16 protein-coding genes and 4 pseudogenes are annotated in these 15,809 nt (G+C 40.7%); 14 read left to right on the top strand and 6 right to left on the bottom strand.

Annotated elements, in window-relative coordinates:
* Positions 1 to 308: 308 nt before the first annotated feature.
* The 6 genes and pseudogenes from KQI83_RS15225 (at position 309) to KQI83_RS15205 (ending at position 3,135) form a co-directional block, all read left to right on the top strand.
* Positions 309 to 1,187, top strand: coding sequence for a hypothetical protein (locus KQI83_RS15225; protein WP_216559794.1), 879 nt, complete (start codon positions 309 to 311; stop codon positions 1,185 to 1,187).
* 57 nt (positions 1,188 to 1,244) lie between these two features.
* Entirely contained in the window at positions 1,245 to 1,334 is a 90-nt protein-coding gene (locus KQI83_RS17325; protein ID WP_442969785.1) for a VOC family protein, read from the top strand.
* Positions 1,304 to 1,510 (top strand): annotated as a pseudogene (locus KQI83_RS15220) (DUF188 domain-containing protein); the annotation flags it as partial. The gene KQI83_RS17325 and the pseudogene KQI83_RS15220, both read left to right, overlap by 31 nt.
* Positions 1,497 to 1,715, top strand: a complete 219-nt coding sequence (locus tag KQI83_RS15215; protein WP_216559793.1) for an aspartate dehydrogenase — start codon at positions 1,497 to 1,499, stop codon at positions 1,713 to 1,715. The pseudogene KQI83_RS15220 and the gene KQI83_RS15215, both read left to right, overlap by 14 nt.
* Positions 1,716 to 1,718: 3 nt before the next feature.
* Positions 1,719 to 2,237 (top strand): O-acetyl-ADP-ribose deacetylase, encoded by a 519-nt coding sequence (locus KQI83_RS15210; RefSeq protein ID WP_216559790.1) that lies wholly within the window; start codon positions 1,719 to 1,721, stop codon positions 2,235 to 2,237.
* A gap of 118 nt (positions 2,238 to 2,355) precedes the next feature.
* Positions 2,356 to 3,135: a PDDEXK nuclease domain-containing protein gene (locus tag KQI83_RS15205; protein WP_253295653.1), complete on the top strand. Its 780-nt coding sequence runs from the start codon at positions 2,356 to 2,358 to the stop codon at positions 3,133 to 3,135.
* On the opposite strand, the gene KQI83_RS16895 is transcribed toward KQI83_RS15205, so the two are convergent.
* From KQI83_RS16895 to KQI83_RS17240, 3 genes and pseudogenes are all read right to left on the bottom strand, one after another.
* Positions 3,057 to 3,479: a DUF4368 domain-containing protein gene (locus KQI83_RS16895; protein ID WP_253295667.1), complete on the bottom strand. Its 423-nt coding sequence runs from the start codon at positions 3,477 to 3,479 to the stop codon at positions 3,057 to 3,059. The genes KQI83_RS15205 and KQI83_RS16895 overlap by 79 nt on opposite strands.
* Positions 3,480 to 3,704: 225 nt before the next feature.
* Positions 3,705 to 4,907: pseudogene (locus KQI83_RS16890) on the bottom strand (recombinase family protein); the annotation flags it as partial.
* Positions 4,908 to 5,095: 188 nt separating this feature from the next.
* Positions 5,096 to 5,610, bottom strand: a pseudogene (locus KQI83_RS17240) (KilA-N domain-containing protein); the annotation flags it as partial.
* On the opposite strand from KQI83_RS17240, the pseudogene KQI83_RS15190 reads away from it, so the two are divergent.
* A pseudogene (locus KQI83_RS15190) lies at positions 5,603 to 5,854 on the top strand (methionyl-tRNA formyltransferase); the annotation flags it as partial. The pseudogenes KQI83_RS17240 and KQI83_RS15190 overlap by 8 nt on opposite strands.
* Before the next feature lie 105 nt (positions 5,855 to 5,959).
* On the opposite strand, the gene KQI83_RS16885 reads toward KQI83_RS15190, so the two are convergent.
* Together KQI83_RS16885 and KQI83_RS15185 are read right to left on the bottom strand one after the other, a co-directional pair.
* The gene (locus KQI83_RS16885) at positions 5,960 to 6,337 is read right to left on the bottom strand and encodes a hypothetical protein (RefSeq protein WP_253295652.1); all 378 of its coding nucleotides are present in this window, start codon (positions 6,335 to 6,337) and stop codon (positions 5,960 to 5,962) included.
* Positions 6,338 to 6,341: 4 nt separating this feature from the next.
* On the bottom strand, positions 6,342 to 8,822 hold the full coding sequence (locus tag KQI83_RS15185; protein ID WP_253295651.1) for an acyl-CoA dehydratase activase: 2,481 nt from the start codon (positions 8,820 to 8,822) through the stop codon (positions 6,342 to 6,344).
* Positions 8,823 to 8,930: 108 nt separating this feature from the next.
* Here KQI83_RS15185 and KQI83_RS15180 point away from each other — a divergent pair, with 108 nt between their 5' ends.
* From KQI83_RS15180 to KQI83_RS15160, 5 genes are all read left to right on the top strand, one after another.
* Positions 8,931 to 9,635, top strand: a complete 705-nt coding sequence (locus KQI83_RS15180; protein ID WP_216559788.1) for a Crp/Fnr family transcriptional regulator — start codon at positions 8,931 to 8,933, stop codon at positions 9,633 to 9,635.
* Positions 9,636 to 9,780: 145 nt separating this feature from the next.
* The gene (locus KQI83_RS15175) at positions 9,781 to 10,926 is read left to right on the top strand and encodes an ABC transporter substrate-binding protein (protein ID WP_216559786.1); all 1,146 of its coding nucleotides are present in this window, start codon (positions 9,781 to 9,783) and stop codon (positions 10,924 to 10,926) included.
* On the top strand, positions 10,926 to 11,948 hold the full coding sequence (locus KQI83_RS15170) for a FecCD family ABC transporter permease (protein ID WP_216559784.1): 1,023 nt from the start codon (positions 10,926 to 10,928) through the stop codon (positions 11,946 to 11,948). Before KQI83_RS15175 ends, KQI83_RS15170 begins: the two co-directional genes overlap by 1 nt.
* Positions 11,945 to 12,733, top strand: coding sequence for an ABC transporter ATP-binding protein (locus KQI83_RS15165; protein WP_216559782.1), 789 nt, complete (start codon positions 11,945 to 11,947; stop codon positions 12,731 to 12,733). Before KQI83_RS15170 ends, KQI83_RS15165 begins: the two co-directional genes overlap by 4 nt.
* 27 nt (positions 12,734 to 12,760) lie before the next feature.
* Positions 12,761 to 13,408 carry a cupin domain-containing protein gene (locus tag KQI83_RS15160; RefSeq protein WP_216559780.1) on the top strand — a complete coding sequence of 216 codons (648 nt, stop codon included), beginning with the start codon at positions 12,761 to 12,763 and terminating at the stop codon, positions 13,406 to 13,408.
* A 165-nt stretch (positions 13,409 to 13,573) separates the two neighbouring features.
* On the opposite strand, the gene KQI83_RS15155 is transcribed toward KQI83_RS15160, so the two are convergent.
* Positions 13,574 to 13,978 carry a C-GCAxxG-C-C family protein gene (locus KQI83_RS15155; protein ID WP_216559778.1) on the bottom strand — a complete coding sequence of 135 codons (405 nt, stop codon included), beginning with the start codon at positions 13,976 to 13,978 and terminating at the stop codon, positions 13,574 to 13,576.
* A gap of 122 nt (positions 13,979 to 14,100) precedes the next feature.
* Between KQI83_RS15155 and KQI83_RS15150 the strand changes: the two genes are divergently transcribed.
* Both KQI83_RS15150 and KQI83_RS15145 read left to right on the top strand, forming a co-directional pair.
* On the top strand, positions 14,101 to 14,640 hold the full coding sequence (locus KQI83_RS15150; protein ID WP_216559776.1) for a histidine phosphatase family protein: 540 nt from the start codon (positions 14,101 to 14,103) through the stop codon (positions 14,638 to 14,640).
* Positions 14,641 to 14,816: 176 nt separating this feature from the next.
* Positions 14,817 to 15,806 carry a helix-turn-helix transcriptional regulator gene (locus KQI83_RS15145; RefSeq protein ID WP_216559774.1) on the top strand — a complete coding sequence of 330 codons (990 nt, stop codon included), beginning with the start codon at positions 14,817 to 14,819 and terminating at the stop codon, positions 15,804 to 15,806.
* Positions 15,807 to 15,809: the final 3 nt, after the last annotated feature.

Raw genomic sequence — 15,809 nt, 5'->3', positions numbered from 1 at the left:
TGTGACGAATCTGTTCAAGATACAGTCACGGATACTTTTTACATTTTTATGGCTGCTGGAACTATTAACACATCAATCTGCTGATTTTGAGCTGGAAGCAGTTTAATCAGCAGACACTAATTAGGAATATACAGTCTAAAGTTGATTTTAATGGAAAAAAAAGTGGCAATGAAAATGCAAAAAAACGTTGGATTGATGATATTAAGTATGTATCGCAATACACAGTTGGAAATGTACAAGAAATACATGGAAGATTTGAAATATAGATACTGTATCATCGCTGATTTGAGATAAGGAGTTGCAATATAATGAATAATATATCTGAAGATGAAAGTGAAATTCAAGTGTATAGATGTATGCTTTGCGGTACTCAATACAAAGAAATGCCACAAAATAAATTTTGCAAAGTTTGTGGTAGACCATTAAATTCACAACAGACTAAGATTGGCTATAATAAAATAGAAAATGGGATACTTATTAAAATAAGTGAAGAAGCTGCATTAAAATCAATGAATGCAGGGCAATTTTGGTTTCAATCACCACGTTATTATCAAGAGTTTAAGGATAATGATGCTGTAGGTGACATAAATGAATGTGCAATTGAAAATATATTAGAGGTTTCTTCAGATGAATTAAAAAAATATATGGGATTAAGCAAAGGAACTTTGATACATTGCACAGATGGAAAAGATTATATTTTGAAGAAAGTGTTAAATGGGAAGGTATATGTTTCGTCGCGATATCAAAATTGCTATAGATTATTATGTTTTTACACATTGCATATTAGTGACACAGGTAAAATTGTAAAACCTGATATTAGAATGAGAAATATGGGGACTCACTTTTCAATAGTAAAAAATAGAAAAAGGTTTGTGCAGATCCTAAATAATTATGTAAAGAAAGAAGTAGAAAGTAAGAATTATGATATTTCGGTATGCTCAAATTGGATAAATTATATAAGTGATGCATATACGGGCATATACACTCCGATTTGTAAATTCGATAAATATAGTTATCAAAATGAATATAGATGTGTTCTTTCAAGTAATGAATATGGCAAATTGCCAGAAAAGAAAGAAAAGAGGATACAACTAGATGCAGTAGCTGATGAAAATATTATGACACCACCAATTCCACTAGAATGGCTATGGAAAGTTTCGACATTAGACGAATTATCTAAAATATAAAAGCGATATCGTATAAAAGCCTGATACGGATTAAAAGGAACTAGAGGAAAAGAAATCATGAAGCTAAAAAATGTCTTGGTAGTTGTTGATGATATGGAAGAATCTGTTCGTTTTTATCAGGCAAGTGGTACACGAATGAGAACATAGATCGGATGCTTATGGAGCGACATCTTAACAAGAAGGTAAGACGCAGCTCTCATAAGAATCATATGAAGGAACCGAGGAAGCGTACAGAAGAAGATGATGTACGCTTTGCACAGTCCTTTGAAAAACTTATACTGATGGCAAAGTCAAAAGAAGGTGCTCAGAGTGGGACTATTTAAAAAAAAGACAGTTACAAAGACATATGATAAAGAAAATAAGAAACCAGTAATCAAGGCGAGCATATGTAATGGCGAGCAGGTTGCAGGCTTTAAGGACATTCATACAGGGAAGATAGAAGAGGTTATGCTGATTAAGAATCTGGCAGACCTTGATGCATTCAAGAAGATGTATGGAATAGATGATGAGATAGAGAAGGAATATTAAACAATGTATTTGATTAAAACGATAAAAAGTGACATAACAAAAGTAACAGATGTGCAGGCAATTGTGAATGCAGCAAACAATTCCCTTCTTGGCGGAGGTGGTGTAGATGGTGCGATTCACAGAGCAGCGGGACCGGAACTTCTGACAGAGTGCAGGACACTTCACAGATGTGAGACTGGTGAAGCAAAGATTACAAAAGCATATAATCTGCCTTGTGATTATGTAATACATACAGTTGGACCGATATGGTATGGAGGCAGGAATAAAGAGGAAGAACTTCTTGCAAACTGCTATTTTAATTCTGTGAAGCTGGCAATGGATAATGGAATCAGAACAATCGCATTTCCATCTATATCGACAGGTGTGTACAGCTTTCCGGTAGAGCTGGCAGCGAAAGTTGCAGTTCATACAGTTAATAGATTTCTGCAGGATAATCCGAACAGCTTTGATTTAGTCGAGTGGGTGTTGTTTGATGCTCATACTGAGGCGGTATATGAGGCTGAGGTGGATAAGTTATATTAGGAAAAGCGTTTCGGGAAGATGACAAACAGGAATCTGTATGTGTTAAAAGCATTACCTTAATGAGATAGATTGGTAGTGAATATCGCACCATTGGTGCGAGAAATGGAAGTGTGATATTATGGAAAAGAATGAAATTGTTGGTTATGAACCGTTGGTTGATGATTTAAAACATTTGATACATGAAAAGCAGTATCATGTGGTAAAAATGATTAATTCTGAGACGATAAACTTGTATTGGGAAATCGGCGAAGAAATTTATAGACAGCAGCAAGAAAACGGCTGGGGAAAATCTATTGTACAGGTATTGTCAAAAGAATTGCAAAAAGAATTTCCTGGAGCTAAAGGATATTCGGCTGCAAATTTATGGAGAATGCGAAATTTCTATCTGACATATTGTGGTTCGGAAAAACTCGCACCACTGGTGCGAGAAATTAGTTGGAGTAATAATGTTGTCATTATGGAAAAATGTAAAGATGATTTACAAAGGGAATTTTACATTCAAATGACAAAGCGTTATGGCTGGACAAAACGTGTGCTGACAAATTTTGTTGAGGCACAAACATATGAAAAATATTTGCTAAATCAGACTAATTTTGATATGACACTTCCAGCAGAACGTAGAGTGCAGGCAAAATTAGCAGTTAAGGATGAATACACTTTTGATTTTGCAGAACTATCACCGGAATATTCAGAGCATGAGTTGGAAATGCAGTTGGTCAATAATATTAGAGCATTTTTGATAGAAATGGGTGGTGATTTCACATTTATAGGCAATCAGTATCACATGTTTCACTTTCACAGGGTTATTTCTGGGACAGTCTATCCGACTGCCTCAGATAACCCTTTTTCTTTTGCTTCACGTTCTGCCTTTTCACGCTCATATTTGCGACGCATATAAGTACGGTTCCATGCACGTTTACGGCGTTTGTGGTCTTCTTCTTTTATCTGTTCGGGTGTAAGCTCCGGCATCGGGACATCCAGTTTTCCTACATGCTTGAGATAAATATCAATCTGTTGGATTCTGTCACCGGTAGATTTGTCTGCTTCATGTACCACGATTTTATCAACAAATTCATGGATCATAGGAGTAGTAAGTTCTGTAAAATCTGTATATTTGTGTACCAGTTTTATAAACTTATCTACATTATCAGCATTCTCCTGATAGTCATTCAAAGCCTTTTCTAAAGCATCTACTGATAATTCCAATTCACTTTGTTCTGTTTCGTAGTCAGCCAAAAGCATTTCAAACCGCTTGTCACTTAGCTTCCCATTTACATTGTCCTCATAGATTTTCTTAATGAGGATATTTAGTTCTTTGATGCGTTTCTGCTCTCTGGAAAGACGCTTTTTCAGTGCTTTTGCTTCGCTTTCCTGTTGAAGTTCCGTAGCACTGCGAACCTTTTCGATAAACTCGGATTCATGCTCCATCACATAAGTGCTGGTAGCTTTGATGATTTCCAAAAGCAAATCCCTGATAACATCCGTGCGGACATGATGCTGTGTGCATCTGTTTTCAAACTTGCTCTTTGCTTTACTGTAGGTGGAGCAGGTGTAATTGTCCTGTGCATTGGTGTACTTTCCGGTTGGATTACCATCCTTATCCTTCTTTTCATAACCACCAGTGCGGTGGTTGAACATCTTGGCACCGCACTGGTGGTTGAACATCTTGGCACCGCAGTCAGCACAGTATACCAGTCCGGTCAGAGGATTGATGTCACCTTTCTTAGTGGGCCGGTGCTTAGTTTCACGGATTTTCTGAACAGTAAGCCATGTTTCTTCGTCCACAATTGCTTCCTGTGTGTTTTCAAAAATAATCCAGTCCTCCGGTGAATTGTGCACGGAATTCTTATCCTTATAGGATAGTTTCTTGGTACGGAAATTTACAGTATGCCCCATATACTCAGGCTTTCTTACAATGTCTGAAACAGTAGTGGCAGTCCATGTATATGGTCTGCCCATGTCACAGCTTCCCCGACAGGTCCCAAGCCCCTGCTTTGCAAGATAATAGGAAGGTCTTTCGATTTTTTCATCCTTCAGTATCCTTGCTACCTGCATTGTTCCGTTTCCCTCAATGATAAGCTGATAAATGCGTCTTACCACAGTGGCAGCTTCTTCATCAATAATCCAGCGATCTGGGTTATCAGGATCTTTCTTGTACCCGTAGATTGCATTACTTGTCAGATGCTTTCCTTCCATCCCCTTATTATGAAGCACGGATTTGATTTTCCGGCTGGTGTCTCTTACATACCACTCATTCATAATGTTAAGAAACGGGGCAAATTCGTTACTGCCACCGTTCAGGGCACTGTCCACATTGTTGGAAATAGCGATAAATCGCACATTTTTCTTTCGAAACAGCACTTCCGTATAAAAGCCTACTTCAAGGTAATTACGCCCGATACGGCTCATATCCTTTACGATAACGCATCCTACAGTGCCATCTTCAATATCCGCAAGCATACGCTTTCAGTCCGGTCTGTCAAAATTGGTTCCCGACCATCCGTCATCTGTATAATGACGCAGATTGGTAAATCCCTGCTCGGTTGCATATTTTTCCAGCATTTTCTTCTGGTTTATGATACTGTTGCTGTCACCGCTTTGCTCATCATCACGGGATAATCTCTCGTAGAGTGCAGTGATTTTGTTTAGTTCCGGCTGTTTGGTTTTCATAAAATTCTCCTTTCAAACAAACAACCAGCCTATCTGTGGTTTTATTCTCCCACGAATAAGCTGGTTTGTGTAAAAATAATTATTGTCTCACTAATAGGAGAAATCCGGAAGAAAATCGGAACTGTCTTGTAAAACTTATAAATTTTAATTCCCCCGAATTCGGGGGAATTAGAAAAAATGCAATTGAATTACTTTAATACCTTTGGATTTTGTTCTTCCAAAATGGACATTTGATGTATGGCAATCTTATTTAATTTTATCAGACGTTCTTTCTGACTTAATCCGTCTTCAATCAAAACTGCATTAATATTTTCCATGTTGGAAAGACAAATCAATTCATTAATGCTGGCATAATCTCTGATATTCCCCTTTTTGTCAGGATGTTCCTCACGCCACTGCTTGGCAGTCATACCAAACAATGCCATATTTAATACATCTGCTTCAGATGCATAAATTACAGAGGTCTGCTGTGGTGTAAGCTCAGCTGGAATCAGATTTGTTTTTATGGCATCTGTATGTATTCGGTAATTGATTTTTGCCAGCTCTCTTTTCGCACTCCAGCCAAGTAATGCTTGTTCTTCTTTTTTTAACCGTTCAAATTCCTTAATCAGATACAGCTTAAACTGAGGAGATACCCAGCTCGCAAATTCAAAAGAATATCTTTATAAGCGTATGTTCCACCATACCTTCCAGCTTTGGCTAGATTTACGCTTGATGACGGAACAGAGAATGAGAGAACAATTCTTTCAGGAGTACATGCTTTTTACGAGCCAGAGGAACTTGTTGGTAAGACATTACTTGCAATCGTAAATCTTCCACCACGTTCAATGATGGGAATTGACTCTTGTGGTATGTTACTTTCAGCTATTCACAATGTAAATGGTGAAGAAAAGTTGAATCTTGTAATGTTAGACGATTCAATTCCAGCAGGTGCAAAACTGTATTAAGATTTGCACAGTTATTACATATATGTTAGAGGATAATTATATGTGATTTTAAGATTTATGTTGAAAGCAGATAGTAAAAGAATTAATAATACTACGAACGAATTATTATGATTTGTCCTGTTCAGGTTCATGGACTGAAAGTTTTTTTGCAAAACGGTATCTGCCATTTCCACCGTTCAGCTCTGCCAGACTTGCATCTGCAATCTTAAATAAGTAATCTAGATTCGCCGCAAATGGATTTCTTTTGCCCATTTTGCTGCCAAGTTGCATGAGATGGTGTTTCAGTGTCTCAAGAATATCCATACTTGTCTTTTGATCTTTCCAGAGGAAATACAGATATTCTATAAGAGGTTGCCTGAGTATCGTGTATTCTTTTTCCAGTTCTTCCAGAATTCCATCATCCAGTACGCCGAGACACATGGGAGTTCCTGTAGCTGCGATTCGTTTGTTTTCCACCGGAATCTGACCGATTTTTTCCGCCAACGCATCAAGTTCCGCCCAGCTTAGGATTATTTGTGGAAGTTCTTGCTCGCGTTTTGAAAGAGGTATTGCATACTCCATAATTACGGGTGATTAGAACGAGTACCTTATCCTCGGGCTTGAGGCTGTCGAGAAGCAGTTTCCCCTGTTTTTCCACCGCATTGGTGTGTTTTCTGACTGCCATTGCCCCAGAGAGTAGTGCCTTGGCACACAGAGGTTTTGCAATGCCAAGTATTTTTCCAAGACCAAGCATCGCAGCCGCCATTGCATCCTTGCCAAAATCCAGGTCAAATATCGGGTTTAAAAGTGTAATTCCCTTTTCTTCCAGTTTCATGACTTTTGCAACAGAGGCAGCTGCGGTCTGCATGTATACACAGCCATAATTGTGCTCCACACGGCTGGTCTCATGTTTCATTGTATGAATCGATGGAAGAAAAATATAATCCACCTTCTGATCAATCAGCTGTTTCATGTGTCCGTAGATTAGCTTGACCGGATAACAGGTTTCTCCACTTGCATATTCCTGGGATAAGCGGATTGTGTCCTCATTGGTGGGCTCAGAAAGTATCACGTTATAGCCCAGTGAGTGAAAAAACGCATTTGCTATTGGAAAAAATTTATGGATCATCAGTACAAACGGAACACCAACCGTTTTCTTTTTCGGATCACGTTTGCCGGAATATCCATCCAAAAGCAGTTTTTCTGTCTGATGGTAAAATTCTATGTTCTTTCGCACAATCTCGTTTGTTGTATCCAGATGGATTTCTTCACCGGAAAAATCAAATCCCACGAAACAGCTTTTTGCATCCTTTACCACATCCTGTGCAAGCAGTGCTACGCCATATGCACCACTGATTGGAAAAAATGGATTGACCGTGATACGTTTTCCGTAGAAGGCTCGGAAAGCTGCCACAATTCCCGGATTATATGCCACTCCACCCTGTAAGACAATGTGATTTCCCACTGGCTTGCTTCCTACGACCTTGTGCAGATAATTTTGCACGATGGAATAACAGAGTCCTGCCGCAATATCCGCCTGCTTGGTTCCTTCTGCAAAGGCGGCAGCAATGGCAGTTTCGATAAATACCGTACAACGTTCCCCGAGATTTGCCGGTGATTCTGCCGTAAGCGCAAGTGGACCAAACTCTGTCACAGGAATTCCCATGCGTGCCGCCTGCTCCTCGATAAAACTTCCGGTTCCTGCCGCACAGATCTTGTTCATTTGAAACTCCGCAACTTCGCCGTTTTGAAGATGGATATATTTGCTATCCTGACCGCCGATTTCAAAAACGGTGTCCGCCTCCGGGACACAGTGCACAGCCCCCGCTGCCTGTGACGTGATCTCATCCCGGACAGCATCTGCCCCAATCATGCGCCCGATACGCTCTCTTCCAGAGCCAGTCACGCCGACTGCGCGAAATTGTAGTTCACCGAAGCGTTTCCGGATGCTTGAAAATCCTTTTCGTACGGCAGCCTCCGGGTTGCCTGCTGTTCGAAGATACTGATAATCCAGAAGTTCTCCGTTTTCTCCGATAATGACCAGATCTGTACTGGTCGAGCCAATGTCAATGCCCAGTGCACATTTTTGGGATTCAACCTTTCCCAGAACCGTTGGCTCTTCTACAATCTTGTCTGGTGTTTCTTGTAACGCATTCCAGACTTTCGAGCGCACAGGAGGTACAAACACGGCGGCATTTTGAATATCTTTTATGGTAAAGTTTCCCTCAGCATGCAGTGCCGCACCTATTGCACTGGAAAACACCGCATATTCCGGCACTTTCAGTTCTTCCTCCCCAAGTTCAAAAACATCTTTGATTGCGCGGATAACCCCTTTATTCTTTGTAACACCGCCACAGAATGCTACCGGCTTTTCCAACGGAAGTGTGCGCACAATGGTTGCCTTGTAATTTTTAATCATGGCATAACAGAGTCCAAGAAGAATATCCGGCGTTGGAACACCTTCTTGCTGTCTGTGAATAATATCTGTTTTTGCAAAAACAGCGCATCTTCCAGACAAACGTGGAATACTTTTAGCCTGTTCCGTAAGTTCGGAATAACTTTCCATCGGAAGTCCCAGTCTTGACATCTGATCTTCAAAAAAGCTTCCTGTTCCACCTGCACAGTGTCCGTTTGTCGCAAACTGTGGCACCTGACTCAGCCTTGTAATAAATCTTGAACCCTGACTTCCGATTTCTATGATACTTTTTGCATCCGGCGCAAGAAGTTTCGTACCTTCCACAATCGCCGGAATATCCTCTAAAAACCCTGAACCCGGGAGCCTCTGGTGAAAAAACTGAGCATGGATTCCGGTAAATCCAACCGCAAATTCCGGTTCTGAAATATGTTTTTCCATTTCTGCCAGCCCTTTGCAGAGTGTTGCGGCTGGCTGTTCATGATGAGGTTCCTCCCATGACCCCAAAACCGATTTCTGATCCAGAATCAGAAGCTTAACTGTTGATGTTCCAATATCAATACCAAAATGTAACATATGAAATACGACCTCCGAAGATTGACTTTCTACTTATGTAAACGTATAATGTGAGTTAGTTTAAAGTAACCAATATTATATACAACTAATTCCAAGGAGGCAATTGCCATGGCAACCAATGAACCTTTTTTTGAATTGAACACATATATAAAATATCTCCGAAGTGCCAGTCTTTTCCGTGGAATTCCGGAGGATAAATATCAGAACGTATTAAACTGTTTGCAAGCAAGAGTCGAATATTATCCTGCCAGAACGTCCCTTGTCAACGCCGGTGATAAGGATTTCCGTGCCGGTGTGCTATTGGAGGGCGGACTGGAAGAATTTATTTATGATGAGAATGGCAATCCCGTTGTCATCAGTCATCTGAAAAGCGGTTCTGTCTTTGGTGCAGAACTGGCATGTGGCAGTTCCCTTGCCAGCCAGTTCTATCTGGATGCATCCGTTGACTCCAGAGTGCTGCTCCTGGATTTCCAGATTCTGCTTAATCCATCGACACTCACCTGTCCGTACCGCATGCAGGTGACTGCTAATCTGCTTCAGGAATTGGCGAATCAGATTACCTTTTTTAATACGAAAGTACGCATCCTGAGCCAGAAAAAACTCCGGGATAAGATTAAGGTCTACTTACAGACCCAGGAAATCTCTGAGGACGGAACAATCCGCCTTCCATTTTCCAGAAGTAAGCTGGCTGAATTCCTGTATGTTGACAGAAGCGCACTCTCCCGCGAACTTTGCCGGATGCGCGACGAGGGCGTTTTAACATTTTCCGGCTCTAAAATCACCATGCTGGATTACTACTTTCTTGCAGGATAACCCCTCAGGGGAAGTAAAACTGTAGGTCATACATCATTCTTTTCCTAAAATGTTGCTATGGCAACCGACAGAGACATGTGATTCTGTTAGAATATTCAATCGTAAGTTAGATATAACTAACTATAAAATATTTAAGGAGATTTATATGAAAAAGTATGTATCTGTTTTACTGGTTGCCTGCATGACAACCTTTCTTTTCGCAGGATGCGGAGATAAAAAAACTGAAAAACCTGCCACTGACACTTCGGTTACGGAAACCTCAGAGGCAGAAACACCTGATCCCAACGGAATTCACACAGTTGTTGACCACGCCGGTAATACCGTGGAGGTTCCAAACAACATTTCCAGGGTAGTCATTGATCAGATTCCAATTCTTTCCACCTACATGGCCTACTTCGGCGGAGATGCTCCAAATATTGTGGGCTACTGCGGTTCTTTTAAAGATACGATCACCAAGACTGTTTTAAAAGACATCGCACCGGAACTTATGGAATCCTCTGATACCGTTTATGCTCAGAGCGATTTAAATATTGAAGAGATTATGAAACTCCAACCGGATGTCATCTTCTACAACGCCGGCAATAAAGAGCATGCCCAGATCCTTCAGTCCAGCGGAATCCCATGTATCGGATTTGCAACCATTGGTGCTGAAACAGAGGCGGATCCTCTGGTACGTTATCAGGAGTGGCTGGAGCTTCTGGAAGACGTTTTTGGTGAAAGCGGCAAAATGGATGCTTTCGAGGAAGCCGGAAATAAAATCGTGGATGACGTAGAATCCCGCATTGCAAATATTCCGGAAAATGAGCGTCCAAGTGCCATGATTTTATGGAAATACGCAGATGGCGTGCCTCAGGTGTCCGGTCAGGGAACCTTTGGAACTTACTGGTTGAAACACCTTGGTGTAACCGATGTGGTTGCATCGGAAGCAAAAGGATTCACACAGGTAAACATGGAGCAGGTCTACAACTGGGATCCTGACATCCTGTTTCTGGATGGACCTGGACTTTTATCTTTAAAAACAGCTGATGTCCTTGAAAATAACGTAGAAGGTACTGATTTTTCCACATTGACTGCTGTGAAAAACAAACGTGTCTACGATACAACACTCGGCATGTGGAACTGGTTCACTCCAAACCCGGATGCACCATTAGTATTTGCATGGATGGCATGCAACACATATCCGGAAGCATTTGCCGATTATCCACTGGAAGACACCATCCGTGAATACTATCACGATTGGTATGGATATGATGTGACTGACGCAGATTTGGAGGAAATGTTACAGTATTAATGAAAAATAACTGCTTACTTAAAAAAGGACATTTTACCCCTCTGGCCATCATTGTGATGTTCGCACTTCCGGTTATCATCGGGATGATTTGCATGTGTGTCGGACGAATGGAGGTTCCACTTTCCGATGTGGTAAAATCTATCGCCGCCATCTTCACCGGTCAGAAAAATAATATTCAGAACTATTCCATTATCGTGAATCTGCGACTTCCTCGTATTTTAATGGCAATTATTGTTGGGGCAGGCTTAACCTGCGCCGGCAATACATTCCAGTCGCTTTTTTCCAATCCGCTGGCAACGCCGGATATTCTCGGTGTCACAAGCGGAACGTGTGTAGGTGCCATACTTGCGATTATTTTGTCTTGTAGTATTCTGGAAACACAGCTAATCGCTCTGGTCTTTGGACTTGCTTCAGTTGCATTTACCATACGCATTGCCGGGAAAAACAAAAGCGGCTCTATGGTATATCTTGTACTGGCAGGTGTGATTGCATCCTCACTTTTTAACGCCATTGGCTCGCTTTTAAAATACACGGCTGACCCACAGGACAAACTTCCGGAGATTACCTATTGGCTTATGGGAAGCTTTACGAGCGCAACTTACCATAAGATATTGATTGGATCTCCGTTTATCCTGATTGGAATCGCAATCATCTATCTGCTCCGCTGGCGGCTTAACATTCTTGCGCTCAGCGAAGACGAAGCTAAGGCAAGCGGAATCGACCTGAAAAAGACACGAATAATCTTTATCCTTGCCTCCACCATTATCACTGCGTCCGCCGTATCTATGTGCGGACAGGTTGGTTGGATTGGACTTTTGATTCCACACTGCGCCAGAATGCTTGTGGGCAGTAACAACCGTTACGTTGTGCCCGTCAGCATCAGCCTTGGCGCAAGTTTTATGATACTGATTGATACGCTCTCAAGAACGCTCAGTGTGATTGAACTTCCACTGTCCGTGCTGACTGCAATTATTGGAGCACCTGTATTTATTTCATTATTGAACAGGAGTAATCTGCGATGATTTTAGAAATTGAAAATGGCTGTTTTGGTTATCCGAAGCAGGAAGAAATCTTAAAAAACATCAATCTTCATCTGGAAAAAGGACACATTTTGTCCGTCCTTGGTCCCAACGGAATCGGAAAAACAACCTTACTCAAATGCATGATTGGGTTGCTTCCATGGACGAAAGGGCGTTCTCTTTTAAACGGGACCGATCTTCGTGAAATGAAGTCAAGAGACATATGGAACACGATTTCCTATATTCCACAGGCGCACAGTTTTTCCTTTTCCTATACCGGACTTGAAATGGTCATGCTTGGAAGGAGCTCCCACCTGGGTTTATTTGAGCAGCCCGGTGCACGGGAGATTGAAATGGCAGAAGCTATGATGGAAAAAGTCGGCATCACGCGGCTTGCAGGCAAAGATTGCAACCGTATGAGTGGCGGCGAATTGCAGATGGTCTTGATTGCAAGAGCACTGATTAACGAGCCGGAACTCATCATTTTAGATGAACCGGAGACCGGTCTGGATTTTCATAACCAGATTCTGGTACTGAACATGATTGAACGGCTGGCACACGAAGAAGGCATCAGTGCCATCATGAACACCCATTATCCAACGAATGCCATGAGCATCGCCGATGAAGCCTTTATGATGAATCGTAAAGGCGAACGCTTCTACGGCACAACAGATAGCATTTTGAATGAACAGAACATTTCCCGTTCCTTCGATGTGAATGTCATTGTGGATGAGGTCAATTACAAAGACCGGTTAATCCGAAATATCATTCCGGTATCACTGAATTGAACGAAAAAATAAGGAAGGTATTATGCCATGGACCATGTGTTTACAATTGCGCAGTTGCGCCCAATCCGCGATGGAATGACGATTTCAAGAGATGCCAGGCTTGGATCCGAAAACAGCGTAACTTATTTTTCTCTCGGAAAAGAAACTTCCATCAGCCAGGAACGCTACGATATGACATCTGTCTACATCGGTGCCAAAGGCAATGGGGATTTTATTCTTGGAGCTGAACAGAAAAAAGGCAGGCTTACACCCGGTGATGTCCTCATCGTCCCGGGCGGAACACTTTGCGGTGTGCAAAGTGATACCGGAGCCGTTTATACAGAAATTATTATAAAAAAGGAGATTCCTATGAACAACATTATTAAATCAGGCGAAGTATTCAAATTAAAAGACCTTATCCAGTACGAGGAAGGCAGTATCAGCAACCTTGATGTGGTAAGCAACGATACCATGAAATTCGTTCTCATGGCTTTCGATGAAGGAACCGGTCTTCAGCCACACCGTGCACCGGGCAATGCCATTATTTTTGCACTGGAAGGACAGGCTACCATCGGTTATGAAGGAAAGGATTACACCATTTCAGCTGGCGAGAACTTTCGTTTTAACAAAGAAGGTCTGCACAGCGTAACCGCAAACGGCAAATTCAAGATGGCATTATTATTAGTCTTAGAATAGGCACAGATTGCGAAAATGCTTGTTCTTTTATTTTGATTCTAGTATTGATTAGCAAGAATAGAAAAAAATGCCGGAATTTGCCTAGAAAATAGCATATTTGAAAAATTTTCTTAAAAATGTGGAAAAAGTATTGCGTGGTAAGGAGAAAACAAGTAGCGGTAAGGATTACTTGTTTTCCTCTCGTGCCACCAATTCATCTATTAATGCAATAGATTCCTTAATCATGTCATCACAGTGAATTTTTTTAATACCACCCTTTTGGGCATTGGCTCTTAGAAGATCGGCACAGTTTGTCATACCATCGTGATTTTGTGCAATTCTTTTTTGAAATTCATTTGTAACAGAGGGCGAGTCGATGCCTTTGGCACCTAATACTATAAGTCCGGCAGTTATTACGCCACAAGTGCTTCCACATTTCATTCCACCACCAAAGTTGCATCCCATAGAAGCAGCAAGTTCTTCATTAATTCCCAGTTCTTTGGCATATGTACGCATAATTGTCTGTGAACAATTATCCATCATAGGAGTTTTATTCCTAAGTTCCATAGCTTTATCAATGTGTTTATTCATTTCGTTTGCCTTCCTTTTTATCCAAATAGTAATATTTCTTTTATTAAAACATTTTTTTGTCAAAAAGAAAAGAAAAATGTGGTATACTAATCAAAAACTTTAAAAGCGGAGGAAACAGGAAAATGGGATATATCTATTTTGTCCGCCATGGGCAGACAGTTTGGAATGTAGAAAATAAAATATGCGGTGCGACGGATATTGCTCTTACAGAGCTTGGACATGAGCAGGCAATGGAAACCGGAAAAAAGATTTTGGAAGAAGGAATTCAGGCAGATGAAATTTTGTATTCTCCTTTAAGCAGAGCAAAAGATACTGCACTTCATATATCGGAAATCACAGGAATTCCGGCAAAAGAAGAAATGCGGTTAAAAGAGCAGAATTTTGGAAAATATGAATCCACGCCAAGAGACGGAGAAGAGTTCAAAGAGGCAAAGAAGCAGTTTTTGAATCGTTATGGAAATGGCGAATCCATGCTTCACTTAGCCCAGAGAATTTATAACTTATTGGATGAGCTGGCAACGTCAGATAAAACGTATATTTTAGTAGCGCATAATGGAATTGCACGGATGGTACACTCTTATTTCCATGAGATGACAAATGATGAATTTGCGGCATACGGAGTAAAAAACTGTGCAGTGGTTCGGTATGAATTTGAGCGTTAGTAATTTACTTAAAAATAGATATTTTTTTGATTGCATATCATTTTATATTCATATAACCTATTTATGATATATCAATAGAGTAAGCTTACTAGATAACTAAGAATGGAAAAATTGGAGGTCTTTGAAGTTCCGGGACACACACTGGGAGAAATTGTCTTACTGGATTGGAGGTAATCATGGCGGAGAGAACATCGCAGAAATTGAAATTATTATATTTAATGAAGATATTATTGCAAAAAACAGACGAAACACACGGGATTACCATGCCGGAGATTATTTCAGAGTTAAATGCATATGGGATTTCTGCGGAGCGAAAAGGTCTTTACAATGATATGGAATGTTTACGAACCTATGGAATGGAAATTGCAGGTTATCAGGAAGAGCGGGCTTATTATTATAAAGTGGTTGGCCGCCAGTTTGAGTTGGCAGAATTGAAGCTATTGGTTGATTCTGTACAGTCCGCCAAGTTTATTACCACCAAAAAGTCCAGGGAGCTAATCGAAAAGATTACGGGACTTGCAAGTAAGTATGAGGCAACACAGTTAAATCGTCAGGTGTACATGGCAGAACGAATTAAGACAAAAAACGAAGGGATTTATTATAATGTAGATGCCATTTACAATGCAATTGCAGAAAATGTGAAAATTACATTTCAATATTTTCAGTGGAATATCAAAAAACAAATGGAATTGCGACATGATGGAGCACTGTATCAGGTGAGTCCCTGGGCATTATCCTGGGATGATGACAATTACTATTTAATCGCATATGACGAAAAAGAAGAAAAGATAAAACATTTTCGTGTAGATAAGATGCTTCATATTGAAATGACAGAAGAAAAACGAGAAGGTCGTTGGGTATTTAAGGAATTCGATATTGCTGTTTATGCAAGAAAAATGTTTGGAATGTTTGACGGCGAGGAAGAAATGGTAAAGATTTTGTGCCATAATTCCCTTGCGGGAGTTATGATAGACCGATTCGGAAAGGACATTTCTCTGATACCGGTAGATGAAGAACATTTCTCTGTAACGGTAAGAGTTGCGGTAAGCCGTCAGTTTTTATCCTGGGTAATGGCATTAGGAGAAGGAGCGAAGATTATAGGACCTGATATAGTGGTAGAACAAGTAAAGACAGAGGTAGAGCGATTGGTAAAGCAGTATTTATAGATA

Origin of the sequence: Roseburia sp. MSJ-14 (assembly GCF_018918225.1) — a bacterium.
In the GTDB taxonomy this organism is placed as follows: domain Bacteria; phylum Bacillota; class Clostridia; order Lachnospirales; family Lachnospiraceae; genus Petralouisia.
This window is presented reverse-complemented; position numbering and strand designations above follow the sequence as displayed.

Bases quoted from the DNA above. Each gene is read 5' to 3' on its own strand.
- KQI83_RS15225 (WP_216559794.1), top strand. From the start codon at position 309: ATGAATAATATATCTGAAGATGAAAGTGAAATTCAAGTGTATAGATGT.
- KQI83_RS17325 (WP_442969785.1), top strand. From the start codon at position 1,245: ATGAAGCTAAAAAATGTCTTGGTAGTTGTTGATGATATGGAAGAATCT.
- KQI83_RS15210 (WP_216559790.1), top strand. From the start codon at position 1,719: ATGTATTTGATTAAAACGATAAAAAGTGACATAACAAAAGTAACAGAT.
- KQI83_RS15205 (WP_253295653.1), top strand. From the start codon at position 2,356: ATGGAAAAGAATGAAATTGTTGGTTATGAACCGTTGGTTGATGATTTA.
- KQI83_RS16895 (WP_253295667.1), bottom strand. From the start codon at position 3,479: ATGCTTTTGGCTGACTACGAAACAGAACAAAGTGAATTGGAATTATCA.
- KQI83_RS15185 (WP_253295651.1), bottom strand. From the start codon at position 8,822: ATGTTACATTTTGGTATTGATATTGGAACATCAACAGTTAAGCTTCTG.
- KQI83_RS15180 (WP_216559788.1), top strand. From the start codon at position 8,931: ATGGCAACCAATGAACCTTTTTTTGAATTGAACACATATATAAAATAT.
- KQI83_RS15175 (WP_216559786.1), top strand. From the start codon at position 9,781: ATGAAAAAGTATGTATCTGTTTTACTGGTTGCCTGCATGACAACCTTT.
- KQI83_RS15170 (WP_216559784.1), top strand. From the start codon at position 10,926: ATGAAAAATAACTGCTTACTTAAAAAAGGACATTTTACCCCTCTGGCC.
- KQI83_RS15165 (WP_216559782.1), top strand. From the start codon at position 11,945: ATGATTTTAGAAATTGAAAATGGCTGTTTTGGTTATCCGAAGCAGGAA.
- KQI83_RS15160 (WP_216559780.1), top strand. From the start codon at position 12,761: ATGGACCATGTGTTTACAATTGCGCAGTTGCGCCCAATCCGCGATGGA.
- KQI83_RS15155 (WP_216559778.1), bottom strand. From the start codon at position 13,978: ATGAATAAACACATTGATAAAGCTATGGAACTTAGGAATAAAACTCCT.
- KQI83_RS15150 (WP_216559776.1), top strand. From the start codon at position 14,101: ATGGGATATATCTATTTTGTCCGCCATGGGCAGACAGTTTGGAATGTA.
- KQI83_RS15145 (WP_216559774.1), top strand. From the start codon at position 14,817: ATGGCGGAGAGAACATCGCAGAAATTGAAATTATTATATTTAATGAAG.